Source organism: Streptomyces sp. NPDC093109 (genome assembly GCF_040701725.1).
Classification (GTDB): domain Bacteria; phylum Actinomycetota; class Actinomycetes; order Streptomycetales; family Streptomycetaceae; genus Streptomyces.
The window spans coordinates 6498-32706 of the sequence record NZ_JBFBEZ010000010.1; the positions used below are offsets into that span (position 1 = coordinate 6498).

Below are 26209 nucleotides of genomic sequence, written 5' to 3' on the forward strand. Positions count from 1 at the left end.
CGGCTCGCGGCTCGCGGCTCGCGGCTCGCGGCTCGCGGCTCGCGGCTCGCGGCTCGCGGCTCGCGGCTCGCGGCTCGCGGCTCGCGGCTCGCGGCCAGGATTTCCCTATCGTGATTCAAGCCGCGCTGCAACCATTCCGTGTAGAGAGTGCTCACTGGACGGATACACCGTACCGGGCGACGCCGCCGGCGGTCCTTCTCGGCGGTCGTCGTGTGCCGACGGTCGGACCAGAGTCTCAGCCGAGCGGAAGGGATGTCTTGCGGGTGCTTCTGCCAAACCCCCCTCCGCCATCATCCTGCCGCTCCAGCATGCCTCCGTGCCGGCTGGCGATCCGGCCCGAGGAGGTTTTCTGTCACCCGGTGAGCAGACGCGACCCGCGGTGCGACGCCGTCAGACCTCCACCCACTGGGTGAAGTTGAGAAGGACCTTGGTGGGCATGCGGTCGTGGTTCACCGTGAGCCGCCCGGAGCGCAGATTCTCCTCGGCCCGGCGGATGTTCTGCTGCCACATGTCGTACCAGCTCAGCGGACTTCCGGTGTGCTGGACCTTGTCGGCCTGCGGATTACGAATGGCGAACGGGGCCTGCTGGGGTGCTCGGACGACGCGCATTCCGCGGGCCTTGGCCCGGCCCATCAGGTCGAGGTCCTGGCAGCCCATCGGAAGCAGCCGCTCGTCGTACCCGCCGAGCGCGTCGAAGCGCGCGCGGGGCAGTCCGATGCGGCCGTACGACCCGTTGCCCCAGTCCGTTCTGCCGTCCGGGTTGGGACTCAGGCCCCAGATCAGCAGGTCGGGTTCTGCTGTCCAGTGGGTGCGCCAGGTGGGGATGGTGTCGCCGATGTAGTTGTCGGCGTCGAGGTTGATGAGGTGGTTGCCGGTGGCGGCGAGGTGGGCGAGGTTTTTTGCTTTGGAGGCGTGGAAGTGGGGTTGGGTTCGTTGGTGGAGGTAGCGGAGTGTGCCGTTGTCGATGTGGTGCTGGAACTGGCGTATCCAGGTGTCGAGTTCGTCGTCGGAGTGGTAGTTGACGAGGACGATTTCGCTGTTTCCGTCTTCGGTGACGCGCCGGAGGTTGTCGGGGAGTGTGTCGCGGAGTTGCCAGAGGCGGTTCTTGCATGTCGTGCAGTAGGAGATCCTCCCCGGTGGGGACGGTGTGACCGGCATCAGAACGCGGCCTCCTCGCTGAAGTTCAGCAGCACCTTCACCGGCGACCGGCCGGGGTTGGCGACGAGTCTGCCGAGGCGGAGGTTTTCCTCCGATCGCTGTTTGTTCAGGTTCCTCGCGTCCCACCACTCCAGGGCGATCCCCGAGTACCGCATGGTCTCCACGTGACTGTTGCGGATCGCGGCGTTCCCGGACTGCGGGCGGCGAACGGCGGGCAGCCCGGCGGCTGCGGCCCGGTCGATCAGGTCCTGGTCCTCGTGTGCCGACGGCAGGAGCTGCTCGTCGTACCCGCCGAGCGCGAGGAACCGGGCTCGCGGCAGTCCGATCCGTCCGTACGTCCCGTTGCCGCTGTCGGGGCGCAGCCGCGCCGTCTCTTCGGCGGAGCGTTGCGGGCGGTCCCTGCTGGGGCTGAAACCGTGGATCAGCAGGTCGGGTTCTGCTGTCCAGTGGGTGCGCCAGGTGGGGATGGTGTCGCCGATGTAGTTGTCGGCGTCGAGGTTGATGAGGTGGTTGCCGGTGGCGGCGAGGTGGGCGAGGTTTTTTGCTTTGGAGGCGTGGAAGTGGGGTTGGGTTCGTTGGTGGAGGTAGCGGAGTGTGCCGTTGTCGATGTGGTGCTGGAACTGGCGTATCCAGGTGTCGAGTTCGTCGTCGGAGTGGTAGTTGACGAGGACGATTTCGCTGTTTCCGTCTTCGGTGACGCGCCGGAGGTTGTCGGGGAGTATGTCGCGGAGTTGCCAGAGGCGGTTCTTGCACGTCGTGCAGTAGGAGAACCTTCCCGTGGATTCCGGCATCGTGTCTCCTTACGCGTCCCGCGGCTCAGCGGTACATGAACTGTTCGGCCAGGCCCCGGGGAACGGCCCCGTCCTGGTGGGCCAGCTGCGCCAGGCGCTCTCCCACCCGGTCGAGCGAGTCGGTCCAGGGGCGCGTCGCCCGGTCCGGAACCGGGCCGGCCTTGAGCGTCCGGCCGATCTGCTCCGCCAGGTCCCCCGGTGCGGTGCTGTGCACCAGTTCGCAGGCGTGGTGGGCTGCGAACTGCTCGATCCGGGCCCGCTGATCGTCGAAGTTCCGCTGTGCGGGATGGGCGAGAACCCTGGCGCCTCCCGCCGTGGCCTCGTGCAACGAGCCGTAGCCACCGCGGCAGATCACCAGGTCCGCCGCGGACAGGATGTCCGGCAGGTTCCGCGCTCCGCGCAGCACGGTGAGGCGATGCGGGAATCCCACGGGGATCTTCACCCAGGGGCGGAACATCGGGCCGAGCACCAGCATGACCGACAGCCCTGCTTCGGCCACCTGTGACAGCGCGGCCAGACTGTGGTCGAAGTGCTCGCGCGCCTCGTTCCCGTTGCCGCGTCCCCCGCCGGACATCACCACCACCATCCGCTCCTCGGAGGTGACGCCCAGCTTCTCCCGGGTCTCCGCCGGATCGGCCGCCGCGGTCCGGAAGACGGGTCCCGTCCAGACCGCGGGGATTCCGGCCGCTTCGAGCCGCTCGCTGAACTCCGGGTGCGCGGCCGGGGTGTCGGGAACGAAGACGAGGTCCATCCGCGGCAGCGGGCAGTCCGGCAGGGCCAGGTAGTCGGCGAGGTCCCGGCGCGGCCTCAGGCAGATCGCCTGGCGGGCGCCGAGCAGCGCCGCCGCCCGTTCGACCGTCGGCCACACCAGCGTGTCGTGAACGACCACCCTGGGGCGCAGGCCCACCAGCGCCGCGTGGGTCATCGCCGTGATGGCGGTCAGCATGTCGGGGTGGGCGGGTTCGGCGCGGTACCGTCCTGCCCGTCCCATCGACGGCACCTCGATCACCGGCACTTCGCCGCAGACCTCGTCCACGGCGGAGCCGGAACCGAGGATGACCGGGTCCAGCGCGGGTTGCCCCGCCCGCAGATGGCGGGCCAGCGCGGTCTGCCGGGCCAGGTGACCGGCTCCGACGCCGTTGATGGCGTGCAGCACGATACGGGCTGCCGCTCGCGGTTCCCGTGGCGCGGAAACACCGTCCGCTTCCGGCCCGGGCGAAGATGAGATGCCGACCATGGCCGCCAGCATGGCAGAAAGTCCGGCAGCCGGACCATAACTCTCAGTCGTTGTACGGATACTGGCCGTTCCATGGGGAGGATTCGGCCATACGGGCAGACGATGCGTTGAACCCGCCCGAGAACGGGCAGCGTTGACGCGGAGTATGGCAACTGATCACGGTCGGCGTCTTCACGGCCGGGGCGCCGGAGGGCCGTTCTGTGTCATCGCTCGTACCGTACCTCCTGGCCGGCGTGCCGTTCGTCGTCTTCTCCTGCTTCGTGCGGGCCGTGAACATGGTTCACCGGCGGGTGGGCCGGCGCTACCGGCCTGTCACGGCCTCCTGCCACCGGTCGCTCGCCGTCGTCTCACCCGTCTACCGCGAGGACCCGCTGCTCTTCCGGCGGGCGCTGGAATCGTGGCTGGCCGACGATGTGTCCGAAGTCGTCTGTGTCATCCACGAGGACGACCTCGCCTGCCTCGACGTGGCACGCGACCTTCCCGTCCGCGTCCTGACCACCGACCGGGCGGACAAGCGTGAGGCGCTGCGGCAGGGGTGGTGCGTCGTCTCCGCCGATCTGGTCGCACTGGTCGATTCCGACGTCGTCTGGGCGCCCGGTGTGGCCGCCGCGGTCCGTGCCCCGTTCGCCGACCCCGAGGTGGGCGGTGTGGCGACCGCCCAGAGCGCCCTCGACCCGCACACTCTCTGGGAGTTCGCGGGGGACCGCTTCAGGGGGGAGGGCCGGCTCCCCGCGTTCACGGCCGCGGGCCGGGCCCAGATGTGCCTCATCGGGCGCACCGCGGTCTACCGGCGATCCGTGCTCGTGGAGGCGGCCGACGCCTTCGTGAACGAGACCTTCCTCGGCCGCCGGTGCGTCGTCGGGGACGACACGCGGCTCACCGAGCTGACGCTGCGCGCCGGCTACCGCACCGTCTTCCAGAGCAACGCCAGGGTGTGGTCACGGTATCCGGGAACCGGCCGGGAGTTCCTCGGCCAGCGGCTGCGGAACGCCCGCAACTTCTGGCGGGTGAGGCTCACGGCCCTGGTCACGGGCTGGGTCTGGCGGCATCCCTACCTGGCCTTCGGCACGCTCGCCGATGTCGTCGCCCGCAGCGGGTTCTGGCTGTGCGAGATCTACCTCGTCGTGCTGGTCGCCAACGGGCACGTGCTCGTGCCGGCGGTCGCGGCCGGGTGGTGCGTCCAGCGCCGCGCCCGTATGGCCCGCGGGTTCGTTCGCCGGCGGGCCCTTCCGCGCTGGTACGTGCCTGCCCAGCTCGCCGTCGACCTCGGTCTGAAGAACCTCGACCTTGCCGGCCTGCTCACCATGCGACGCCAGACGTGGCTCACCCGCCGGGCGCCTGTGGGCGGCCGTCCCCCTCAGTGAGGAGGAAGCACCGCAGGCGCCCGTGCCTGTCCATCGGCCGCAGCCGTTACCGATGGGCAACAGACACCGGTTCGCGCTGAAACATGTAACACGCAGCTTTGTCCGTGTCCGTGGGGCGTCGTCCCGCGCGAGTGACATCAGGAGGGTTGTGAGTACGTCGTGCGACGCCGTCCTTTCCCCGACCGCCCGGTGCCGGCGCCGTGCATGACGCGTTGTGGGTGACCGGGCTGGCGGGCGGAGTGCTGTGCCTCGCCGGTCACGCGGCCTCTCCCGTACGGCAGTGGGTGCCGCACGCCGTCGCGCTGGTGGCCATGCTGGCCATGGCTCCCGGAGTGGGGAGCCGGCGCGCGCTGCTGGCGGGGGCCGGTGCGCTCGGCGTCGCCCTTCTTTGGCAGACGCGCGCGGGGTGCGGGTTCCGCGGGCCCGCGGAGTCGGTGAACCTGGCGGCGATGGCGGTGCTGACGGCGGTCGCCGCGGGCATGGAGGGGAGCCACCACGGTACGGACGGCCCCGAGGGCGCCGCGCCGGCCGCGCTGACGCCGTGGGCGGTGTTGTTTCTCGTCGTGTGCTGGGGAGTGGCACGCGCCGGCGCGATGCTCGTCCGGCAGGCGTGGCCGCCCCGGTTCCCCGAACGCGGGCCACGTCCGGGGCGGCGCGCGCTGCTGCTGGGGGAGACGGGCAGCGTGCTCATGGTGACCACCATGGCGGCCATGACCGGTCTGCCATGACCGGTCTGCCGTGACCGGTCCGCGGTGACGGAGTCCTGAGCGCGGCCGGAGAGGCCGCGGAGGGGCGGCCGGGAAACAGCCCCTGTTGCTTTGGATCTCGATATGTAAGTATTGGATCCAATCACTCATTGATCGTATGCATGGGGAGAGCGATGCTCAGACGCGAGGACAACGAGCGCGTGACGCGCACGGGCCCCGGCACACCCCTCGGGCAGCTCATGCGCGCCTACTGGCAGCCGGTCGCCCTCGTCTCGGAGATGTCCGGGGAGCGGCCGGTCAAGGCGATCCGGATCATGAGTGAGGACCTCGTCCTCTTCCGGCGCGACGACGCCCCCGACGAGTGGGCCCTGGTCGGCCGGTACTGCGCGCACCGGGGCGTCGACCTCTCCTACGGACGCCGCGAGAACGGCGGACTGCGCTGCCTCTACCACGGGTGGCTGTACGGGCCCGACGGCCAGTGCCTGGAGCAGCCCGCCGAACCCGAGCACAGCAACTTCGCCGCCAAGGTGCGCATCCCGAGCTACCCCTGCGAGGAACGCAACGGCATCGTCTTCGCCTACCTCGGCACCGGCGACCCGCCGCCCTTCCCGGCGTACGACTGCTTCCGCGCTCCCGAGGCGTACACCTTCGCCTTCAAGGGCCGGTGGGAGTGCAACTGGCTCCAGGGGGTGGAAGGCGGGATCGACCCGAGCCATGTCTCCTTCCTGCACCGCTTCGTCGGCGAGGATCCGCGCGAGGTGTACGGGCAGCAGTTCAGCGAGGAGGTCGAGGGCACCGGGAAGAGGCTCTCGGAGCTGGTCGGGGCCGGCTTCCGGCCGGACATCGAGGTGGAGAGCGCCGAGCACGGCCTGCGGGTCTTCGCGCTGCGCGAACTCACCGACGACGTCCGGCACGTACGCGTCACCAACCTGGTGTTCCCCAACGCCTTCGTGGTGCCCTTCGGCAACGGCAAGGCCTTCTGCCAGTGGCACGTCCCGGTCGATGACGAGAACCACTACTGGTTCATGATCCTCTACGACTTCGAGGAGGTCACCGACACGGAGACGCTGCTGGCCCAGCGCCTGGGCGAGGTCTCGCTGCCCGACTACCGGCCGCTGCGCAACCGTACGAACGACTGGGGCTTCGACCCCAAGGAACAGCGCGAACTCACGTACACCGGCATGGGACTGGACATCAATGTCCACGACCAGTGGGCCGTGGAGAGCATGGGACCGGTTCAGGACCGGACCGTCGAGCGGCTCGGCGTCTCCGACCGGGCCGTCACCGCCAACCGCAGACTGCTGCTGAAGGCGATCACCTCCTTCGAGAACGGCAATCCCGTCCCCGGCCTGCCGCTCGACGCGCGGTCGGCAGGGGAACTGACCGGCCCCCTCGCCATCGACACCATCACCCCGGCGGACGGCTGGGAAGCGGCCTGGCGGCAGCGGGAGTCCGAGCGGCGCGCGCGGTCCCCGTGGGCCGGGCGGGAGGTGCGGCGTGCGCAGCGCTGACGCGCGGCCCCGGGCCGAGGGCGGCGACGGGCCGAGCGCCCGCCCGCTGACCTCCGCAGAATCGGGCGGCTTCGTCGAACGGCACGGCCTCTGGGACGAGCGGCAGTACGTCGCCGCCGGCCATGCCCGCCGTGTGATCGACGAACTCGGCCTGGACCGGGTGCGGTTCTCCTTCGCCGACCAGCACGGGGTGCTGCGCGGCAAGACACTGACCCGGGAGGCGGTGCCCGGCGCGCTGCGCTCCGGGGTCACCGCACCCTCCTCGCTGCTGCTGAAGGACACCTCGGGGCAGACCGTCCTGCCCGTCTTCTCGGGCGGCGACCCGCTGGTCCCCGGGCGTTTCGCCGGCGCGGGCGACATCGTCCTGGTGCCGGACATGACGACGTTCCGGGTCCTGCCGTGGGCCGAGCGGACCGGCTGGATCCTGTGCGACGTCTACCACCCGGACGGCACACCGGCGGCGTTCTGCCCGCGCGGTCTGCTCCGCCGCAGGCTGGACGCGCTGGCGCGGACGGGGTACGAGCTCACCGTCGGTGTGGAGCTGGAGTTCCACGTGTACCGCCCGGCGGCCCCGGGGCCCGCGCCGGCGGGCGTGGGACGGCCGGGCGCACCCGCCCCGGCGCCCGAGGTGGAGCCGGTGAGCAGCGGTGCGCAACTGCTGCACGAAGAAGGACTCGACCGGCTCGAAGAGCTGGTCGCTCTGCTCCACAGCGGGCTCACCGGGCTCGATCTGCCGCTGCGCTCCCTGGAGCTGGAGTTCGGGCCCAGCCAGCTGGAGCTGACCCTGGACGCGCGGGACGCGGCGCGGGCCGCCGACGACGCGCTCCTCGTACGGGCCGCGGTACGGCAGATCTGCCGCAGGAACGGCTACCACGCGACGTTCATGTCCCGTCCTGCCGGTGCGGAGACCGCGTCGACCGGATGGCATCTGCACCAGTCGCTGCGCTCCCGGACGACCGGTGAGGCCGTCTTCGACCCGGCGGACGGCGAGGCGCTGTCCCCGGTGGGCCGGCACTACCTCGCCGGGCTCCTGGCACACGCGCCCGCCGCCACCGTCTTCACCACGCCCACCGTCAACGGCTACAAGCGGTACCTGCCGATGTCCCTGGCCCCCGACCGGGTGGTGTGGGGCATCGACAACAAGGGCGCCATGGTGCGGGTCGTCGGCGCCCAGGGCGGGGGCGGCACCCGGCTGGAGAACAGATCCGGCGAGCCCGCGGCCAATCCGTACCTCTACATCGCCTCGCAGGTGGTCAGCGGCATGGACGGGATGGCCAGGCGGCTCGACCCCGGCCCGCCGGTCACCGACCCGTACGCCGCCGAGGCCCCCCGACTGCCCGGCTCGCTCGGCGCGGCGCTGGACGCGCTCGACGCGGACCCGGTCTTCGCCGAGGCCCTCGGCCGGGACGTCGTCTCCTGGCTCACCACGATCAAACGCGCGGAGTTCGCCCGCTATCTGGCGTACGTCTCGGACTGGGAGCAGCGCGAGTACTTCGACCTCGTCTGACGGCGCTCAGGCCGGCCCGCCCCGGCCGGCCGACGACCGCACCCCGGCCCCCGCGGCCGGCCGACACCTACGGAAGACGCCATGACCACGTTCAACGCCCAGCCCTCGGCACGGGAACCCTTTCTCGTCGACGGCCGGTGGATCGCCCCCGGCGACCGCACCATCTTCCCGGTCCTCGACCCCTCCTCGGGAACCGTCCTGACCCGGGTCGCGCAGGCCACGCCCGAGGACGTGGACACCGCCGTCGCCGCGGCCGTACGGGCGCACGAGGACGGCCGCTGGCGCGGCCTGCCGCCCGCCGAGCGGAGCCGGGTGCTGCACCGGATCGCGGAGCTGATCGAGGAGCACGCCGAGGAGCTGGCGGTGCTGGAGACCCGCGACAACGGCAAGCCGATCGAACGCTCGCGCGCCGACACGGCGATGAGCGCCCGGACCTTCCGTCACTTCGCGGGCGCTCCCACCCGGCTGACCGGCACGGTCGTCCCCCTCGACGCGGGCCACCACGTCTACACGGTGCCCGAGCCGGCCGGTGTGGCCGCGCTGATCCTGCCCTGGAACTTCCCCATCATGACGGGCTGCTTCAAACTCGCCCCCGCGCTCGCCGCGGGCTGCACCGTCGTCGTCAAACCCGCCGAGCAGACCCCGCTGACCATGCTGCGCGTCGCCGCCCTGTGCGCGGAGGCCGGCCTGCCCGCGGGCGTGCTCAACGTGCTCACCGGCGACGGCGAGGTGGGCGCCGCGCTCACCACGCACCCGGATGTCGCCAAGGTGTCCTTCACCGGCTCCACCGAGGTCGGCCGGCTGGTGATGAGCGCCGCCGCCCCCACCGTCAAGCGCCTCACCCTGGAACTCGGCGGCAAGAGCCCGCACATCGTCTTCGCGGACGCCGACCTGGACGCCGCCGTCACCACCGCGATCCGCGCCGCCTTCGGCCACTCCGGGCAGATGTGTACGGCCGGCAGCCGGCTGCTGGTCCAGCGCTCCGTGCTCGCCGAGATGGAGGAACGTCTCGCCGAGGCGGTGCGCAAGGTCCCCGTCGGCAACGGCCTGGACGGCGGGATCACCGTCGGCCCACTGGTCTCGGAGGAGCAGCGCACCCAGGTCCTGTCGTACATCGAGGCCGGTGTCGCCGACGGCGCGACGCTCGTGACCGGCGGCCAAGTCCCGGACCGTCCTGGCTACTTCGTCGAGCCCGCGCTCTTCACGAACGTCACCAACAGCATGCGGATCGCCCGGGAGGAGATCTTCGGCCCGGTCCTGGGTGTGATCCCCTTCGAGGACGAGGAGGAGGCCGTCGCCATCGGCAACGACACCTCCTACGGGCTCGCCGCCGGAGTGTGGACCCGAGACCTGTCCCGCGCCCATCGCACGGCCGCGCGGCTGCGCGCCGGAACGGTGTGGATCAACACGTACAACATCTTCGACCCGGCGCTGCCCTTCGGCGGGTTCGGGGACTCGGGACTGGGCCGGGACCTGGGCGACGACGCCCTGTTCTCCTACTGCGAGCGCAAGGCGGTGGTCGTCGCACTATGAGTACCCACACCGCGGTTCCCCTCCCCGCGCCACCGCACCGGACGGCCGCCCTCGACGTGGCCGCACTGCGCGCCGCCACCCCCGGCACGCTCCACGCCCACCACATGAACGCCGCCGGCGCGGCACTGCCCAGCCGGGCGACGCTGGCCGCCGTCACCGAACACCTGCGGATCGAGTCGCTGCTCGGCGGCTACGAGGCGGCCGAGGCGCTGACCGGGCGCACCGAGCGGGTCTACCGCTCGGCGGCCCGGCTGCTCGGCGCGGCTCCGGAGGACATCGCCCTGGTGGAGAGCGCCTCCACCGCGTGGCAGCGGGCGATGGGCGCGCTGCGGCTCAGGGCGGGGGACCGGGTCCTGGCCTCGTCCTCCACGTACGTCAGCTCGGCCCTGCACCTGCTGGAGCTGCGGGAGTCGCACGGCATCGTGCTGGAGGTGCTGCCCGCCGACGGAAACGGGCAGCTCGACCTCGGCGCGCTGGAGAGGGCGCTGCGCGAACCGGCGGCCCTCGTCACCCTCGCCCATGTGCCCACCTCCTCCGGACTGGTGGAACCGGTCGCCGAGGCCGGCGCGCTGGCAGCCCGGGCGGGGGTGCCGCTGCTGCTGGACGCGACACAGTCGCTCGGGCACCTCCCGGTCGATGTCCGGGAGACGCGCTGCGGCATCGTCGTCGCCACCGGCCGGAAGTTCCTGCGCGGGCCGCGCGGCACGGGACTGCTGTACGTCGCCCCCGAGGTGCGGGAGCGGGCCAGACCGGACGCTCCCGACGTACGGGGCGCCCAGTGGTCGGCGGCCTACCGCTACGAGGTGGTGCCGGGCGCGCGGCGCTACGAGACCTGGGAGGCGTCCCACGCGCTGCGGCTGGGCCTCGGCACGGCCCTGGACGAGGCGCTCGACCTCGGTGTCGAACGGATCCGGGACCATGTGGCCGCGCTGGCCGGACGGCTGCGGGCCGCGCTGCCCGCCGTACCGGGCATCCGGCTCACCGATCCGCCGGCGGCGGCCTCGGGCATCGTCACCTTCCTGCGCGAGGGCGAGGACCCGCGCGAGACGGTACGGGACCTGCGCGTCAGCGGATTCCGGCTGTCGACGGTGCCCGCCTCGCACGGCCAGTGGGACCTGGGCAGGCGCGGTCTGGAGCGGGTCGCCCGGGCCTCCCTGCACGTCTACAACACCGAGGACGACGTGGACGCGCTCATCGCCGCCCTGACCGCACGGGAACGGCGCCGAAGGCCGGAGACAGCGGCCCCGGCCGCCGCTCGCGAGGCCGTACCGGCGCCCGTATCCGCACCAGTACCCGCGCCCGTATCCGTAGCGCCGCCCACACCCGCGCCCGAGCCCACCCGCGCCCCCGAGGGCAACGCGCGGGACCGGGCCGACGTGATCGTGATCGGGGCCGGGATCCACGGCTCCTCCGCCGCCTGGCACCTGGCGGCGCGCGGCGCGCGCGTGATTCACCTCGACCGGTTCCCCGCCGGCCACACCCGCGGCTCTTCGCACGGCCGGACGCGGATGATCCGGCGCGCCTACCCGGCCCAGGTCTGGGACGGCCTCGTCGACACCGCGTACGGAGCCTGGGAGGAACTCGAACGGGCCGCCGGGCAGCGGCTGGTGACGACCACCGGGGGCCTGTACGCCCGCGCCGCCGGTGCCCCCGGCACGCTGCGCGGTCCCGGCTGCGAGAACGTGGACCACGTCCGTGCCGGGGAACTCTTTCCCGGGCTGAGCCTGTGCGAGGGATTCACCGCGGTCCACGACCCGGCCGCCGGTGTCATCGACGCCGAGGGCGCGCTGACCGCGCTGACCGCGCTGGGCCGCGCGCACGGTGTGGACCGGCGCGACGGTTGCGCGGTGCTCGGCTGGCGCCGCGACGGCGACGGCGTGCGCGTCGAGACGGAGCGCGGCGTCCTGCGCGCGGACCGGCTGGTCGTCTGCGCGGGCCCGTGGACCGGGGAGCTGCTGCCCGCCTTCGCCGCGCCACTGCGGGTGGTGCGGATCGTCAACGTGCACCTCGGCTCCTCCCGGCGGCATCTGCTGGAACCGCCGCTGCTGGGCGCGTTCTCCGTCGAGGTCCCGGACATCGGCCTGCTGTACGGCATCCCCGCCCTCGGCGGCGCCGGAGTCAAGATCGGCCTGGACGACGGGCCGCCGGAGGATCCCTCGGCGCCCGCCGGGCCCGTCACCGAGGCCGAGCGCGACCGGCTGCTCGGGCTGGCCGCCCGGTTCCTCCCGGCGGCCGACGGGCCGGTCGAGGAGACGGTCACCTGCCGCTACACGATGGCGCCCGGCAACCGGTTCGCCGTCGGCCTGCTGCCGGGTGAGGACAGGGTGTCCGTGGCGGCGGCCTGCTCCGGTCACGGCTTCAAGTTCGGGCCCGCGCTGGGGGCCGCGCTCGCGGACCTGGCCGAGGGCAAGCAGCGGCCGGACCTGGACTTCCTGTCCCCGGCCGCGATGGGCATCGCCGACGGGCCGGGACCGGGAGCCGGGGCATGAGCCCCGGGTCCCGGCGGGACAGCGGCTTCTCAGCCCCGGAAGACGGTGGCCGACCGCTGCTCGTACCAGCGGGCCAACTGCTCGCCCGCGCTGGTCACATGGGCCTTCATCTCACTGCGCGCCCGCTCGGCGTCCTCCGCGGCGAGCGCCTCGACGATGCGCTCGTGCTCGCGGATGTTGTCCTCGCGGTGGCGCGGGTTGTCGTGCAGGACGAGGGCGGAGACATTGCGCGGGAACGCCTCGTTGACGTCCTTGATGGCGCGGGCGAGGCGCTGGTTGCCGGCGACGGTGTGGATCAGGGTGTGGAAGCAGTCGTTCGCGGCGGTGGACGGCGAGGTGCTCTCGCCCGGCGGGGTGCCGCCGCTGACCGTGCGCACCGTCTCGTTGGCCTCGCGCAGCTCCCGCAGGATGTCAGAGGTGATCGCGCGGACCGCCCGTACGCAGGCGAGCCCTTCGAGTTCGGCGCGGACCTCGTAGGCCTCACGGACCTCCCAGGGGGAGGGGACGCGGACCACGGCGCCGCGGTTGGGCAGCACCTCGATCAGACCGCCCGCCTGGAGCTGGCGCAGGGCCTCCCGTACGGGGGTGCGGCTCACGCCGAGCGTGCCGGCGAGTTCGGCCTGGCGCAGCTGGGCCCCGATGGGGATCTCGCCGGAAAGGATCCGCGCGCGGATCGCGGCGGCGGTGTCGTCGACGAGCGCCTTGCCCTTTCCTGCGGTGGAGTCCGCATCGGGGGTCGGGGCGGTGTCCATGAGGTCTCCGTGTGGTCGGGAGGGCGAAGGCCGGCGGTGGCCGGGGCGGGGCGGTCGCGGAGCGGATGCCCGGGACGGACCACGTACAGCTTTATGTATCCATTCTATAGCAATCAGGATCCAAAAATTCAGATCTGTGCATGTGGCCGGATCTGTGCATGTGAGCGGAGCGCACCATGAAGAACTCCCCCGGAAGTGTCAGCACCCGTGTCCCCGCCCGGCGGGAACGTACCCATCCCCTCGACCCGCTGTCTCCCGCGGAGATCGACGCGGCGGTCGCCGTGGCGCGGGCCGACGGACGGCTCGGCGAGCGCACCAGGTTCTGGGGCGCGGTGCTGGACGAGACCTTCGCCCGGGAGGTCATGGCCGGCCGGCAGGACGCGGGCGAGGTGGTGGTCGGACTGGTCGCGATGGACCACGACCTGCCCGGCGCCTGGGAGATCGACGTACGGCTCGGCGCCGAGCCGCGCGCTCTCGCGTGGCGGCCGGTGGACATCCGGCGGCCCGGCATCACCTCGACGGAGGCGCGCGCCGCCGCGCGCGCCTGCCGGGAGAGCCCGCTCTTCCGCGAGGCGCTGGCCCGGCGGGGCATCCACGACGTGTCGCTGACGGTGATCGACGCGGAGTCCATCGGCGGCTTCGTACCGGAGAAGTACAAGGACCGCAGGATCACCTGGGGTTCGGTCTGGCACCGCGTCCAGGAGGACGACAACGCCTATGTGCGCCCGGTGCAGGGCGTCATCCCCCTCATCGACATGGCGACCATGGAGGTGCTGGAGGTCGAGGACCACGGCGTCGTCCCGGTCTCCGAGGAGCCGGGGCCGCTGTCGGCCGGCGGCTTCGGCCCGGACCGGGAGGGGCTCAAGCCGCTGGAGGTGGTGCAGCCCGAGGGACCGAGCTTCACCGTCGACGGGCACCGGGTCAGCTGGCAGGGCTGGGAGCTGCGCGTGGGCTTCACCCACCGCGAGGGACTGGTCCTGTACGACCTGAACTTCCTGGGGCGCTCGGTGCTCAAGCGGGCCGCCTGCAACGAGATGTACGTCCCCTACCTCGACCCGAGCTCCACGCAGTTCCGCAAGAACTTCTTCGACTGGGGCGAGTACGGCGCCGGCCCGCTCACCAACTCGCTGGCCCTCGGCTGCGACTGCCTGGGCGTCATCCACTACTTCGACGCGGCCTATCTGGGGGGTGACGGCGACGCCCAGGAGATCGGCCAGGCGATCTGTATGCACGAGGAGGACGACGGCATCCTCTGGAAGCACAACGACCTGCGCCGGGGGGTGAGCGAGGTGCGCCGCTCCCGGCGGCTGATCATCTCCAGCTTCCAGACGGTGGCCAACTACGACTACGGGTTCTACTGGTCGCTCTACCAGGACGGCCGTATCGAGCTGGAGATCAAGCTGACCGGCATGCTGTCGGCCTCCGGTATCGAGGAGGGCGCGGAGGTGCGGCACGGCCGGGTCGTCTCGCGCAACGTCCAGACCCCCACGCACCAGCACTACTTCGGTCTGCGGCTGGACGCCGCCGTGGACGGCCCGCTCAACCGGCTGGTGGAGGAGAACGCGGAGGCGGAGGACGACCCCCGCCACGACCCGTACGGCAACGCGGTCCGCATGGTGCGCACCCCGCTGCTGTCGGAGGCGCGGGCCGCCCGCCGGACGAACCCGGCGACGTCCCGGCACTGGCGGGTGGAGAGCGCGGACAAGGAGAACCGCTACGGCGAGCCGACCGCGTACCGGCTGCTGCTGCCCAACACCACCCGGCCCTTCGCGCGGCCCGACTCGGTGATGGCCCGCCGGGCGCCCTTCGTCCACCAGCATCTGTGGGCGACGGTCTCCGACTCCGCCGAGCAGTACGTCGGCGGGCAGTACCCCAACCAGGCGGAGCCGGGCGAGGACGGTGTGCAGGTCTGGCAGCGCCGGGACCGCTCGCTGGACGGGGCGGAGCTGGTGCTCTGGCCGGTCGTGGGCACCCACCACTTCCCCCGGCCCGAGCAGTGGCCCGTCATGCCGGTCGACCGGGTACGGCTGGTCTTCGAGCCCGACGGCTTCTTCGACCGCAACCCGGCCATGGACATCCCCGACCCGTCGGCCGGCGCCGCCGACAGCTGCTGCGGCTGACGAAGCATCACAAGCGGTAGGTGTCAAGATATCGCGCCGGAAAACATACAAGATCCCCATTTCATACGCTCGTAACGTTCGGGACATGGCGCGGAAGCGCGGGCCGGACAGCATGTCTTTGGATCCAATTGCAGCAACATTAGATCCATTCCTGAGGAACGGTGCCCCAAGGAGGCCCTCATGCCGGATCAGTCGCAGGGATCGCCCGCACTCCGCCCGGCCGGCGCGGAGATGTCCCGCCGCTCCATGCTGCGTGGCGCGGGTGTCCTCGGTGTCGGAGTGGGCTTCGGGCTGACCCCGCTGCTCACCGCCTGCGGTGTGGCCGACGACGGGGCCGGGAAGTCCGGTGGTGGATCCGGCAAGGGCGGCACCCTGACCCTCGCGATCGACTCCACCAGCGCGGTCAACGACCCCGCCTTCTACACGACTCTGGGGGACTGGATGGCGGTGGACTGCGTCTGCCGCGGTCTCACCTTCATCTCCTTCGAGTCCAACGAGCCCGCGCCGGACCTGGCCAAGAGCTGGAAGATCTCCGACGACCAGCTCACCTACACGTTCACCCTCCGCGAGGGCGTGAAGTTCCACGACGGTACGACGCTGTCGTCCGCCGATGTGCTGGCCACCCTCGACCGGCAGTTCGACCCGGAGAACAAGACCCTGCCGAAGGGCGCGTCCAGACCCCTCGCCTCCCTCGGCGGGAACGTCGCCTCACTGACCGCCGAGGACGACCTCACCGTCAAGCTGGTGCTCAAGGCACCCGACCGCACCGTCCTCGCCCAGCTCTCCGACATCGGCGGGCGCATCATCTCCAAGGCCGCCCTCGACAAGTACGGGGCCGACATCGGCAAGCACCTCGTCGGCACCGGGCCCTTCCAGTTCTCCTCGGCCACCTCAGGACAGTCCATCACCCTCAAGGCCTTCGACGGGTTCCGGCTCGGCCGGCCGCCGATCGACCGCCTGGTCCTGCGTCAGGTGCAGGACCCCTCGGCGATCGTCAGCTCCCTGCTCAGCGGCGATGTGTCCGCCACCCAGTTCACCCCCTACTCCGCCGTCGAGCAGCTCAAGTCCGACCCGTCGGTGACCGTCCACGAGACCCCGGAGGGCTTCGACGCCATCCTGATGATCGACGCCCGGCGCGTCCCCGAGCTGAAGGTGCGCAAGGCCATCAACCTGGCCATCGACCGCAGGACGATCGTCCAGCAGGCATTCTTCGGCGTCGCCAGCGAACCCGAGGGCTATGCGATACCGCCGGCCCAGAACGGCTACGACACCGGCCTCGCCGACCTGAGCACGAAGAACCTCGCACAGGCCAGGAAGCTGCTGAAGGAGGCGGGCGCGGTGGGCCGCGAGCTGGGTCTGATGGCGGCCAGCGACTCCTGGCACCCCAAGGCCGCCCAGATCGTCAAGCAGAACCTGGAGGACGCCGGCTTCAAGGTGCGGACCACCTCCGTCGACCCGGCCTCGTACTTCAGCCGGCTCAGCGACGGCGAGGACGACTACCACGACCTGATGATCTGGGAGCGCAACTCCTACGTCCCCGACCCCAACAACATGGTCGGCTCCATGGCCAACCCCGCCGGTCTCTACGGCGCCACCATCACCGGCCTGGACACGCTGGACGGCGCCGCCACCATGGCCGCGGAACTGGTGGCCGCCAAGAACCTGCCGGACGGCAAGAAGCGCACCGCCGCCTACTCCAGGATCCAGCGGCGCTGGGCGGAGGAGTACATGGTGATCGCCATGCTGGCCTGCTCCACCAACCTGGTGGTCAGCGGCTCCGGGGTGAAGGGGATCAACGCGGCGGCGCTGGGCAACCACCGCTGCTTCATGGAGAAAGCCAGTGTCTGAACCCGCGGGTGCCGTCACCGTGAGCCGCGTCCGGAGCCTGCGGGCGGCGCTGCGGCTGCGCGGCATCGGTACGTCCTGGCCGGCCCGGGTCTCCTGGGTGTTCCTGATCGCGATCGTCCTGGCCGTCCTCGTCGGGCCCTGGCTGATCGCGGCCGACCCGGTCCGGCAGACCTCCTCGGCGCTGCTGCCCTTCGGCTCGCCAGGTCATCCGCTCGGCACCGACGACCTGGGCCGGGACGAGCTGGCCCGGCTGGTGCACGGGGGACGGCCGCTGCTGCTCGTGGCGTTCGCCTCGACCGCGCTGGCGGCCGTGCTCGGCACCGGCGCCGGACTGCTCGCCGGCTACGCGGGCGGGGCCGTGGAACAGGTGCTGATGCGCACCGTCGACCTGGCCCTCGCCTTCCCCTCCATCCTCCTGGTCATCCTGCTGGTCGCCGCGGCGGGCCCGGGCACCACGAGCCTCGTCGTGGGCGTCGGGGTGTCCCTCGCCCCGGGCCTGGCGCGGCTGGCCCGGGCGCTCACGGCCCGGGAGACGGCCCGGGACTACGTCGTCGCCGCCCGGCTGGGCGGCACCCGTACCCCGCGCGTCCTGGTGCAGGAGATCCTGCCCAACATCGCCGGACCAATGGTGGCCCAGGTCGTCATGACCCTGTCGGTCGCGGCCGGCTTCGCCGCCGGTCTGTCGTACCTGGGCCTCGGCATCCAGCCGCCCACCCCGGACTGGGGCTACATGGTCCAGGCCGGCCAGGAGTTCCTCTACTCGGCGCCCCGGCTGGTGGTACTGCCCGCGGTCCTGACCCTGCTGTCCGTCGTGGCCTGCAACTTCGTGGGCGACGACCTGCGGGACGCGTTCGACCCGAAGGGCACCGCATGAGCGCCCTCCCGCTGCCGCGCGTACGGCGACCCCGCCGTCCACGGTCAGAACGGACCGCCACCCTGGCGGCGATGGCCCGCAGGCTCCTCGGCATCCCGGTCGTGATGTTCGCGCTGGCCACCCTGGTCTTCGTCGCCATGCGGCTGCTGCCCGGATCGCCCACCGCCGCGCTCGCGGGCGGCGGCACGAACCTCACGGCCGAGGAGATAGCGCGCAACGAGGCCAGGGCCGGCGAGGCCCTCGGCCTCGACCAGCCGCTCCTCACCCAGTACGTCACCTACCTCGACGACCTGGTGCACCTGCGGTTCGGCTCGTCGTTCTTCGGTTCCAACAGCGTCCTGCACATGCTGGGCGACGCCCTGCCGGGCACCATCGAACTGACCCTGGCCGCGATGACCATCGCCGTACTCCTGGGCGTGGTCTGTGGTGTCGTCGCCGCGCTGCGCAAGGGCACCTGGATCGACACCGCGACCCGGGCCGTGGCGACCGTCAGCTTCTCCCTGCCGTGGTTCGCGCTCGGGGTGATCGCCATCGTCGTCTTCGGTGTCTGGCTGCGCTGGCTGCCCGTCCTGGGGCGGCTGTCCAGCTCCCTCGACTACCGGCCCACGACCAACTTCGTCCTGCTCGACGCGGTGCTGCAGAACCGCCCCGAACTGATCGGCCCCTGGCTCCAGCACCTGGTCCTGCCCGCCACCACCCTGGCGCTGTCGATGGCCGGATACATCACCCGCATCGTGCGCGCCTCCGTCCTGGACGTCCTCGGCGACGACTTCGTCAGGACCGCCCGGATGAAGGGGCTCACGGAAGGCGTTGTCGTCCGGCGGCATGTGCTGCGCAACTCCTGGCTCCCGATCGTCACGGTCCTCGGCCTGCAGTTCGGGTCCCTGCTGGGCGGCTCCGTGATCACCGAGACCGTCTTCTCCTACGGAGGCGTCGGCCGGCTGCTGGTGCAGGGCGTGCTCCAGCGCGACTACCCCGTGGTGCAGGGCGCCGCGCTCGCCATCGCCCTGCTCTTCGTCCTCGTCAACTACGCGGTGGACGTGCTCTACATGATCCTCGATCCACGTATACGGAAGGGCTGAGCCGCATGAACATCGTGCTGGTCCACGGAGCGGGCGGACGCCCCACCACCTGGACGGAGGTCGAGCCGCTGCTCGTCGCCCGGGGACACCGGACCGTCGCCGTCACCAACCCCCTGACCTCCCTGGCGGAGGACCTGGCGCACACCACCGCCGCCATCGAGGAGATGGAGGGACCGGTGCTGCTCGTCGGCCATTCCTACGGGGGCGCGGTCATCACCAACGCCGGCCTGCACCGCGCCGTCCGGGGCCTGGTCTTCATCGCGGCCTTCGGGCCCGACGAGGGCGAGACCGTCAACGGCATCGTCGAACGGTACGAGCCCGCCGAGATCTCGGCCTTCATGCGGCGCGGCCCGAACGGGGAGTGGAAGTCGGAGCCGGGCGAGGAGTTCTGGGCCGCGATCGGCCCCGACCTGTCGGCCGGGCACCGGGCCGTCGTCGAGGCCGAGGGACGGCAGGCGGACAACCGCATCTTCACCCAGCCGACCGGGAAGCCGGCCTGGCGCACCCTGCCCAGCTGGTACCTGGTCGCCGACGACGACCGCACGCTGCGCCCGGACGCGCAGCGGGACATGGCCGCCCGGATGGGGGCCGTCACCGAGCACGTACCGGGCAGCCACTACACGACGCTCGTGCACCCGGGGCGGGTGGCCGACCTCATCCACACCGCGGCCACGGCCGTGGGCGGCACACCGTGACCGCGCCCACCGCCCCCGCGCGGGAGAGCCCGGCCGCGGGACCGCCGCCCGCGGTCCTCGAAATCCGCGGTCTGCGGGTCGCGTTCGACGTGCCCGCCGGGCGGCTGCCGGCGGTCGACGGAGTGGATCTGACCCTGCGTCAGGGGGAGATCCTGGCGCTGGTCGGCGAGTCCGGCTCGGGGAAGTCCGCGCTGTCCATGAGCCTGGTCGGCCTCAACCGAGGCCCGCGTACGCACATCAGCGGCGAGGTGGACTTCGGCGGACGCAACCTGGCCGAGGCGTCCGAGAGCGAACTGCGCTCCGTCCGGGGCAAGGACATCGCCGTCGTCTTCCAGGACTCCCTGGCGGCGCTCAACCCGCTGCACCGGGTCGGGGCCCAGGTCGTGGAGATGATGCGCGCCCACCGCAGGATGCCGCGTGAGCGGGCCATGGACCGGGCGGTGGAACTGTTCGGCGAGGTCGGCATCGCCAACCCCCGCGACAACGCCCGCGCGCTGCCCCACCAGATGTCGGGCGGTATGCGCCAGCGCGTGATGATCGCCATGGGACTGGCCAACGACCCCGCCGTACTGATCGCGGACGAACCCACCACGGCGCTGGACGTCACCATCCAGGCGCAGGTCCTCTCCGTACTGGAGCGGGCGCGCGCCGACCACGGCACCGCGATCCTCCTGATCACCCACGATCTGGGGGTGGTCGCCGAGGTCGCCGACCGGGTCGCCGTGATGTACGCGGGCCGCATCGTGGAGCAGGGCTCGCGCGACGAGGTGCTGTTCGACCCCCAGCACCCGTACACCATCGGCCTGCTGGGCTCGGTGCCGCCGATCGACGGCCCCGTCACCGACCGGCTGCCCGCCATCCCCGGCAACCCGCTGACCGGCGTGGACCGCCCGAAGGGCTGCGCGTTCGCCGCGCGCTGCGCCTTCGTCCGGGACGCGTGCGAGGAGCCGCCCGAGCTGCTCCGCCGGGACGGCGGCCCCGGCCACCTGGACGCCTGCGTCCTGCCCGGCTCCGTACGGGAGGCGGCGCGCGGGGCGGGCCGGGACCCGGTACCGAACGAAAGGGGGCGCTCATGACCTCGCCGCCCACTCCGTCCGCCCCCTCCGGCGCCTCGGCCGCCCCGGCCGCCCCGGCCGCCGAGACCGTCCCGCCGGCACGGCCAGGGACGCCGCTCATCCGGGCGGAGAAGCTGCGCGTCGAGTACCGAGGACGCTCGGGCGGCCGGGTCCGGGCGCTGCGCGACATCGACCTGGAGATCGTCGAGGGCGAGACACTGGGCCTGGTCGGTGAGTCCGGCTGCGGCAAATCCACCCTGGGCCGGGCCCTGCTGCGGGTGATCGAGCCCGTGTCGGGCACCATCGACTTCCTCGGTCTGAACATCACCGGGCTCAGCGGACCCCGGCTGCGGCGCACCAGGGCCGACCTCCAGATGGTGTTCCAGGACCCCTTCGGCTCGCTGAACCCCCGGCGCAGGATCGCGGACATCGTCGCCGAACCGCTGCTGCGGGCCCGCGGCGCGAGCCGCGCCGAGGCCGGGCCGGTCGTACGGGAGCTGCTGGAGCGGGTGGGCCTCGGCGCGGAGGCGGGCCGGCGCAAGCCGCACGAGTTCTCCGGCGGACAGCGCCAGCGCATCGGCATCGCCCGCGCGCTCGCCTCCTCGCCCAAGTTCGTCGTGGCGGACGAGGCGGTCTCCGCGCTGGACGTCTCCATCCAGGCGCAGGTGCTGAACCTGCTGAGGGACATGGTCCGCGAGCGCGGCCTGACCATGCTGTTCATCTCCCACGACCTGGGCGTCGTACGGCACATCGCCGACCGGGTGGCCGTCATGTACCTGGGGCAGATCATCGAGATCGCGTCCCGCGACGACTTCTTCTCGGGCCCCGCCCACCCCTACTCCGACGCGCTGCTGTCCTCCGTCCCGTCGCTCCGTGCCGGCGGGAGGCGCGAACGACGCGTGCTGGAGGGCGAGTTGCCCGATCCGGCCAACCCGCCGGACGGCTGTCTGTTCCGCACCCGCTGCCCCTTCGCCCAGGACGAGTGCCGCACCCGTATGCCGGAGCTGCGGGAGATCGCGCCCGGCCGCACCGTGCGCTGCCACCTGCCCCTGGTGCCCCGAGAGAAAGGCTGATCCCGCGTGATCATCGACGCGTACAACACGACCCAGGACGTCCGGGGACGGTCGGACTACCTCACCGGCGTCCGCAAGGGGGAGGCGCCGCCGCCGTACACACCGTTCGAACCGCGCCGCATCCTGGACCGGATGGACGCCGCCGGCGTCGACATGGCCATGATCTGCTCGCTCGCCCAGCGCATCGAGAACGACTTCATCAGCTCCCTGGTCGCCGCCCACCCGGACCGCTTCTTCGGCTTCGGGCAGGTCCTGCCGCAGGCCGACGACGCCGTCGAGGAGATCGACCGCATGGCCGACGCCGGGCTGGTGGGACTCAAGCTCCACCCCAGCATGCACGGCTACCACGTCGCCGACCACGGCCTGCTCGACCCGCTGTTCGAGGCCTGCGCCAGGCGCGGGCTGATGGTGCTGATCAACGCCCTGGACGACGCCTTCTGCGCCCCGCTGGCCATCGAGGAGATAGCCCGCGACCACCCGGAAGTACCGACGGTCATCGCCCATATGGGCGCCGTGTGGAACGTACCCGAAGCGATCATCGTCGCCGAGCGGCAGCCCCATGTGTACCTGGAGACCTCGGCGACGCTGATGAGCGACGTGAAGCGGGCCTACGCGCGGCTCGGTGCCGAGAAGATCCTGATGGGCAGTGAGTGGCCCGGCTCCGACTTCGACCTGGAGCGCATGAAGATCGCGAAGGCGGTACCCGACGAGAAGGACCGCGCGCTCGTCGAGGGCGGCAACATGGCCCGCCTGCTCGGGATCACCGCGTGAGCGCCGCACCCGCCGGTGCGGCCCCCGGTGCGGCCCCCGGTGCGGCGCCGGCCGGTGTCACGTCCGTCGCCGTACCCGCTTCCATGAGCGCCGACGATGCCGAACTGCTCACCCTGGCACAGGAGTTGCTCGCCCGCGTCTGGCGCGACGGCCGGCACGAGGTCGCCTCGGCGGTACGTACGGCCGATGGCGCCGTACACACCGGGGTCCATCTGGAGGGCTCCTGCCGGCGCAGCTCCATCTGCGCCGAGGGCGTCGCCCTGGGCGCGGCGCGCGGCGCGTATCCCGGGGGCAGGCCGCTGGAGGTCACCTCGGTCGTCTCCGTCCAGATCAAACCCGCCGGGCAGTTCCGGGTGATCGCGCCGTGCGGCGTGTGCCGGGAACTGATCAGCGACTACAGCCCGGACGCGACCGTCTGGATCACCACGGTGGAGGAGAACGAGGTCGTCCCCGTCCGGGCCCTCGACCTGCTGCCGGACAAGAGCCGGCGCGCATGGTGAGCACCGGCCGCGAAAGAGAAGGAAGCAGCATGCCCCCAGCCGTCCCCGCCCCCACCACCCCGGACGCTCCCACCGCCCTGGACGTTCCCACCGCCCTGGACGTCCCCACCGCCCTCGACATCCCCGCGCTCGCCGCCGAACTGGGCGGCTCCGGAGCCCCCGTACGGTGGGAGGAGCTGACCTGGCAGGAGGCGGAGACCACCGCCGCCGGCCGGAACGCCGTGATCATCCCCGTCGGCGCCACCGAACAGCACGGCCCGCACCTGCCGCTCGCCGTCGACACCCTCATCTGCCGCGCGGTCGCCCTCGGAGTCTCCGCGCTCACCGGCGTACCGGTGGTGCCGCCGCTGAGCTTCGGCGTCTCCGCCTCCCACGGCGACTTCGGCGGCACGGTGGCCCTGCGCCCGGAGACGATGATCGCCGTCGTCGAGGACGTGATCGAGTCCCTGTACGCCTCCGGAGTGCGGCAGTTCATCCTCCTCAACGGACACATCTGGAACAACGGCTCGCTCGACGTGTCCGCCGAGAAGCTCCGGGTACGCCACCGCGACGCCCGCATCCGGGCGCTGGGTTACGTGACGATGTACCCGGGACCCGAGGTCGACGGACACGTTCAGTACGGCCGGGGGCTGATGCACGCCAACTTCTTCGAGACCTCGGTCATGCTCCACCTCCACCCCGAGCTGGTACGGATGGACCGGGCCACCTCGCACATCGACGTGGACTCCTTCTGGGACTACCGGATGGACCAGGTCAGCGAGACCGGCGTGTGGGGCCGCGACGTGGCCGACGCCAACGTGAAGCACGGCGGCGAGGAGTTCGACCGCTGCCTGCTCACCACCGCCCGCGCCGTGGCCGCCGCCGTCGGCGAGCCCTGGCCCGACCCGGCCCACCGTCCTGGAGAGAGCGCGTGAAGATCTACGACATCACCCTGCCCATCCACCCCGAGATGCTGCACTGGGGACGCAAGCCCGAGGTCGAGATCGTCGAGTCCCTCGCCCAGGGGGACGCCTCCAATGTCACCCGCTGGCGGCTCGGCGCCCACACCGGCACCCATGTCGACGCCCCCGCGCACTTCCGCGACGGAGCCACACCCATCGACGAGGTGTCCCTGCACGCGCTGGTCGGCCCCGCCCTGGTCATCGACCTCACCCACGTCGAGGGCGATGTCGAACCGCACCACCTGGAGGAGGGCGGAGCCGCCGGACACGTACGCGTCCTGCTCAAGACCTCCAACTCCGCGGGCCCGCTCAAGGAGACCGAGCGCGCCCCCCGGTGGGTGGGCCTGTCCCCGAAGGCCGCCGACTGGCTGATCGCGCACGAGGTCCAACTCGTCGGCATCGACTACCTCACCATCGAGAGCCACCACCGCACCGACACCTGGGACGTCCACCACTCCCTGCTCGGCGCCGGTGTGCTCATCCTCGAGAACGCCGACCTCGACCACGTCCCCGCCGGCACCTACGAGCTGACCTGCCTGCCCACCAAACTGGTCGGCGCCGACGGCTCCTTCGCCCGCGCCATTCTCACCACCCGGGACTGACCATGGCCACGATCGCGATCGCCGCACCCCACTCCGCCGGGATCGAGGCGGCCCGTCGGGTGGCCGCCGAGGGCGGCGGCGTGGTCGATGCCGCACTCGCCGCCGCCGCCGCGCTCACGGTGGCCTACCCCCACCAGTGCTCCGTCGGCGGCGATCTCGTCGCCCTGGTCCGCGACGGCGCGCGCGGCACCGTGCGCGCCGTGGTGTCGGCGGGCGCCGCCGCCGCGGCCACCGACCCCGCGCCTCTGCGGGCGGCCGGCGACCGGATGCCCGCCGGTGGCCCGCACACGGTGACGGTGCCCGGAGTCGTCGCCGGCTGGGCGGAGATCGCCCGCCTCGGCGCGCGCCTGCCGCTCGCCGGGGCTCTCGCACCGGCCAGGGCGCTGGCCGAGGACGGCGTCGCCGTCAGCGAGGGCCTGGCGCGGGCGATCCTTAACCGTATCGACGTGGTACGGGCCGACCCCGGACTCTCCGCGCTGCTGCTGGACAGGGCGGGCGAGCCGCTGCGCGCCGGGGCGACGCTGCGCCAGCCGGCGCTCGCCGCGACCCTGGCGGAACTCTCCGAGGACTGGCGCCACTTCTACACCGGGCCGACCGCCCGGCGTCTGGTGGCGGGCCTGCGCGCCCGCGGCAGCCTGCTCGACACGGCGGACTTCGCCGCCCACCGGGCGGAGAACACCGCTCCGTTGAGCACGACCCGTGACGGCGTCACCTGGTGGGTGGCCCCGCCGCCCAGCCAGGGCGCGGCGCTGCTGGCCGTATTCGGGCGGGGGAGCGACCCGCTGACCGCCGCCCGGCAGGCGGAGCTGAGCCGGGACGCGCTCCTGGGCGACCCCCGGTCGGGCGCCGTGGACCTCGACGGCCTGCTGCTGCGAGCGGAGCGCGACACCGCCGCCCTGCCCTCCGGGCCCAAGCCGGCCGGGGACACGGTGGCCGTCACCGCTGTCGACGACGAGGGCAACGCGGTCACCCTCATCCAGAGTGTGTTCCAGAGCTTCGGGTCCGGCATCGCCGACCCGGCCACCGGCGTGGTGCTGCACAACCGGGGCTCGGCCTTCAGCCTGGACCCGGCGCACCCCGGAGCGCTGCGTCCCGGAGCCCGGCCGCCGCACACCCTCTGCCCGGCGCTCGCCACCGGTCCTGGACGCGTCGTGGCGCTCGGCTGCCAGGGTGGCAGGGCCCAGGCGTGGATCCTGGCGCAGGTGGCCGACGCGCTCCTCGACGCCCCCGACCCGGCGGCGCTGCTGGCCCGTCCCCGCTGGGTCATCGGCTCCCGGGACCTGAACCGTCCCCGGCCCACCCTCGTCCTGGAGCCCGGCACCCCGGACGCGGACGGCCTGGCCACCGTCGCGGACCGGCTGGGCCTGGCGGTGGCCGAGGTGCCGGGACCGCACGACGAGGCGGGCCACGTACAGACGGCACGGCTGCGCGCGGGCGTGCTCGACGCGGCGAGCGACCCGAGGGCGGACGGGACGGCCGCGGTCCTCACCGGCGCCACACCCTGACCGGCGGGCGGAGGCCGGCGGCGGAGGACGCCGCCGGCCGGTCGCATGTTACCTGAACGTTACGAACTCATGGCTTGTCGCTGCCACGTCGGCG

At 72.2% G+C, this 26209-nt stretch carries 22 protein-coding genes; 18 read left to right on the forward strand and 4 right to left on the reverse strand.

Annotation, left to right across the window (positions count from 1 at the left end; translation table 11 throughout):
* Positions 1-390: 390 nt before the first annotated feature.
* The 3 genes from AB0389_RS12300 to AB0389_RS12310 are packed head-to-tail and all read right to left on the reverse strand — an operon-like array spanning position 391 to position 3105.
* Positions 391-1158, reverse strand: a complete 768-nt coding sequence (locus AB0389_RS12300; protein ID WP_366395291.1) for a glycosyltransferase family A protein — start codon at positions 1156-1158, stop codon at positions 391-393.
* A complete protein-coding gene (locus tag AB0389_RS12305; RefSeq protein ID WP_366395292.1) occupies positions 1158-1949 on the reverse strand; it encodes a glycosyltransferase in 792 nt (263 codons plus the stop codon). Before AB0389_RS12305 ends, AB0389_RS12300 begins: the two co-directional genes overlap by 1 nt.
* Before the next feature lie 25 nt (positions 1950-1974).
* A complete protein-coding gene (locus AB0389_RS12310; protein ID WP_366395293.1) occupies positions 1975-3105 on the reverse strand; it encodes a glycosyltransferase in 1131 nt (376 codons plus the stop codon).
* A 281-nt stretch (positions 3106-3386) separates the two neighbouring features.
* Between AB0389_RS12310 and AB0389_RS12315 the strand changes: the two genes are divergently transcribed.
* The 6 genes from AB0389_RS12315 (at position 3387) to solA (ending at position 12297) form a co-directional block, all read left to right on the forward strand.
* Entirely contained in the window at positions 3387-4550 is a 1164-nt protein-coding gene (locus tag AB0389_RS12315) for a glycosyltransferase (protein ID WP_366395294.1), read from the forward strand.
* Between the two features lie 200 nt (positions 4551-4750).
* On the forward strand, positions 4751-5278 hold the full coding sequence (locus AB0389_RS12320; RefSeq protein WP_366395295.1) for a hypothetical protein: 528 nt from the start codon (positions 4751-4753) through the stop codon (positions 5276-5278).
* Between the two features lie 152 nt (positions 5279-5430).
* Positions 5431-6768, forward strand: a complete 1338-nt coding sequence (locus AB0389_RS12325; protein ID WP_366395296.1) for an aromatic ring-hydroxylating dioxygenase subunit alpha — start codon at positions 5431-5433, stop codon at positions 6766-6768.
* Positions 6755-8275, forward strand: a complete 1521-nt coding sequence (locus AB0389_RS12330) for a glutamine synthetase family protein (protein ID WP_366395297.1) — start codon at positions 6755-6757, stop codon at positions 8273-8275. The genes AB0389_RS12325 and AB0389_RS12330 overlap by 14 nt, the downstream gene beginning before the upstream one ends.
* A gap of 81 nt (positions 8276-8356) precedes the next feature.
* Positions 8357-9808, forward strand: a complete 1452-nt coding sequence (locus AB0389_RS12335; protein ID WP_366395298.1) for an aldehyde dehydrogenase family protein — start codon at positions 8357-8359, stop codon at positions 9806-9808.
* Positions 9805-12297 (forward strand): N-methyl-L-tryptophan oxidase, encoded by a 2493-nt coding sequence (gene solA / locus AB0389_RS12340; RefSeq protein ID WP_366395299.1) that lies wholly within the window; start codon positions 9805-9807, stop codon positions 12295-12297. Before AB0389_RS12335 ends, solA begins: the two co-directional genes overlap by 4 nt.
* Before the next feature lie 29 nt (positions 12298-12326).
* Here solA and AB0389_RS12345 read toward each other — a convergent pair whose 3' ends face one another.
* Positions 12327-13049: a GntR family transcriptional regulator gene (locus tag AB0389_RS12345; protein ID WP_366395300.1), complete on the reverse strand. Its 723-nt coding sequence runs from the start codon at positions 13047-13049 to the stop codon at positions 12327-12329.
* Between the two features lie 176 nt (positions 13050-13225).
* Between AB0389_RS12345 and AB0389_RS12350 the strand changes: the two genes are divergently transcribed.
* The 12 genes from AB0389_RS12350 to AB0389_RS12405 all read left to right on the forward strand — a co-directional run bounded on the left by AB0389_RS12350 (position 13226) and on the right by AB0389_RS12405 (position 26115).
* Positions 13226-15169 (forward strand): primary-amine oxidase, encoded by a 1944-nt coding sequence (locus AB0389_RS12350; protein ID WP_366395301.1) that lies wholly within the window; start codon positions 13226-13228, stop codon positions 15167-15169.
* Positions 15170-15349: 180 nt separating this feature from the next.
* Positions 15350-17017: an ABC transporter substrate-binding protein gene (locus AB0389_RS12355; protein WP_366395302.1), complete on the forward strand. Its 1668-nt coding sequence runs from the start codon at positions 15350-15352 to the stop codon at positions 17015-17017.
* Positions 17010-17891, forward strand: coding sequence for an ABC transporter permease (locus tag AB0389_RS12360; protein WP_366395303.1), 882 nt, complete (start codon positions 17010-17012; stop codon positions 17889-17891). The genes AB0389_RS12355 and AB0389_RS12360 overlap by 8 nt, the downstream gene beginning before the upstream one ends.
* A 71-nt stretch (positions 17892-17962) precedes the next feature.
* Complete coding sequence (locus AB0389_RS12365) at positions 17963-18973, forward strand: ABC transporter permease (protein ID WP_366395304.1); 1011 nt, start codon at positions 17963-17965, stop codon at positions 18971-18973.
* Positions 18974-18978: 5 nt separating this feature from the next.
* Positions 18979-19668 (forward strand): alpha/beta hydrolase, encoded by a 690-nt coding sequence (locus AB0389_RS12370; RefSeq protein WP_366395305.1) that lies wholly within the window; start codon positions 18979-18981, stop codon positions 19666-19668.
* Positions 19665-20744, forward strand: coding sequence for an ABC transporter ATP-binding protein (locus AB0389_RS12375; RefSeq protein WP_366395306.1), 1080 nt, complete (start codon positions 19665-19667; stop codon positions 20742-20744). The genes AB0389_RS12370 and AB0389_RS12375 overlap by 4 nt, the downstream gene beginning before the upstream one ends.
* Entirely contained in the window at positions 20741-21796 is a 1056-nt protein-coding gene (locus AB0389_RS12380; protein ID WP_366395307.1) for an oligopeptide/dipeptide ABC transporter ATP-binding protein, read from the forward strand. The genes AB0389_RS12375 and AB0389_RS12380 overlap by 4 nt, the downstream gene beginning before the upstream one ends.
* Positions 21797-21802: 6 nt before the next feature.
* Positions 21803-22567 carry an amidohydrolase family protein gene (locus tag AB0389_RS12385; RefSeq protein ID WP_366395308.1) on the forward strand — a complete coding sequence of 255 codons (765 nt, stop codon included), beginning with the start codon at positions 21803-21805 and terminating at the stop codon, positions 22565-22567.
* The gene (locus AB0389_RS12390; RefSeq protein WP_366395309.1) at positions 22564-23067 is read left to right on the forward strand and encodes a cytidine deaminase; all 504 of its coding nucleotides are present in this window, start codon (positions 22564-22566) and stop codon (positions 23065-23067) included. Before AB0389_RS12385 ends, AB0389_RS12390 begins: the two co-directional genes overlap by 4 nt.
* Before the next feature lie 29 nt (positions 23068-23096).
* Positions 23097-23981 (forward strand): creatininase family protein, encoded by an 885-nt coding sequence (locus AB0389_RS12395; protein WP_366395310.1) that lies wholly within the window; start codon positions 23097-23099, stop codon positions 23979-23981.
* Positions 23978-24610 carry a cyclase family protein gene (locus tag AB0389_RS12400; RefSeq protein ID WP_366395311.1) on the forward strand — a complete coding sequence of 211 codons (633 nt, stop codon included), beginning with the start codon at positions 23978-23980 and terminating at the stop codon, positions 24608-24610. Before AB0389_RS12395 ends, AB0389_RS12400 begins: the two co-directional genes overlap by 4 nt.
* 2 nt (positions 24611-24612) lie before the next feature.
* The gene (locus AB0389_RS12405) at positions 24613-26115 is read left to right on the forward strand and encodes a gamma-glutamyltransferase (RefSeq protein ID WP_366395312.1); all 1503 of its coding nucleotides are present in this window, start codon (positions 24613-24615) and stop codon (positions 26113-26115) included.
* Positions 26116-26209: the final 94 nt, after the last annotated feature.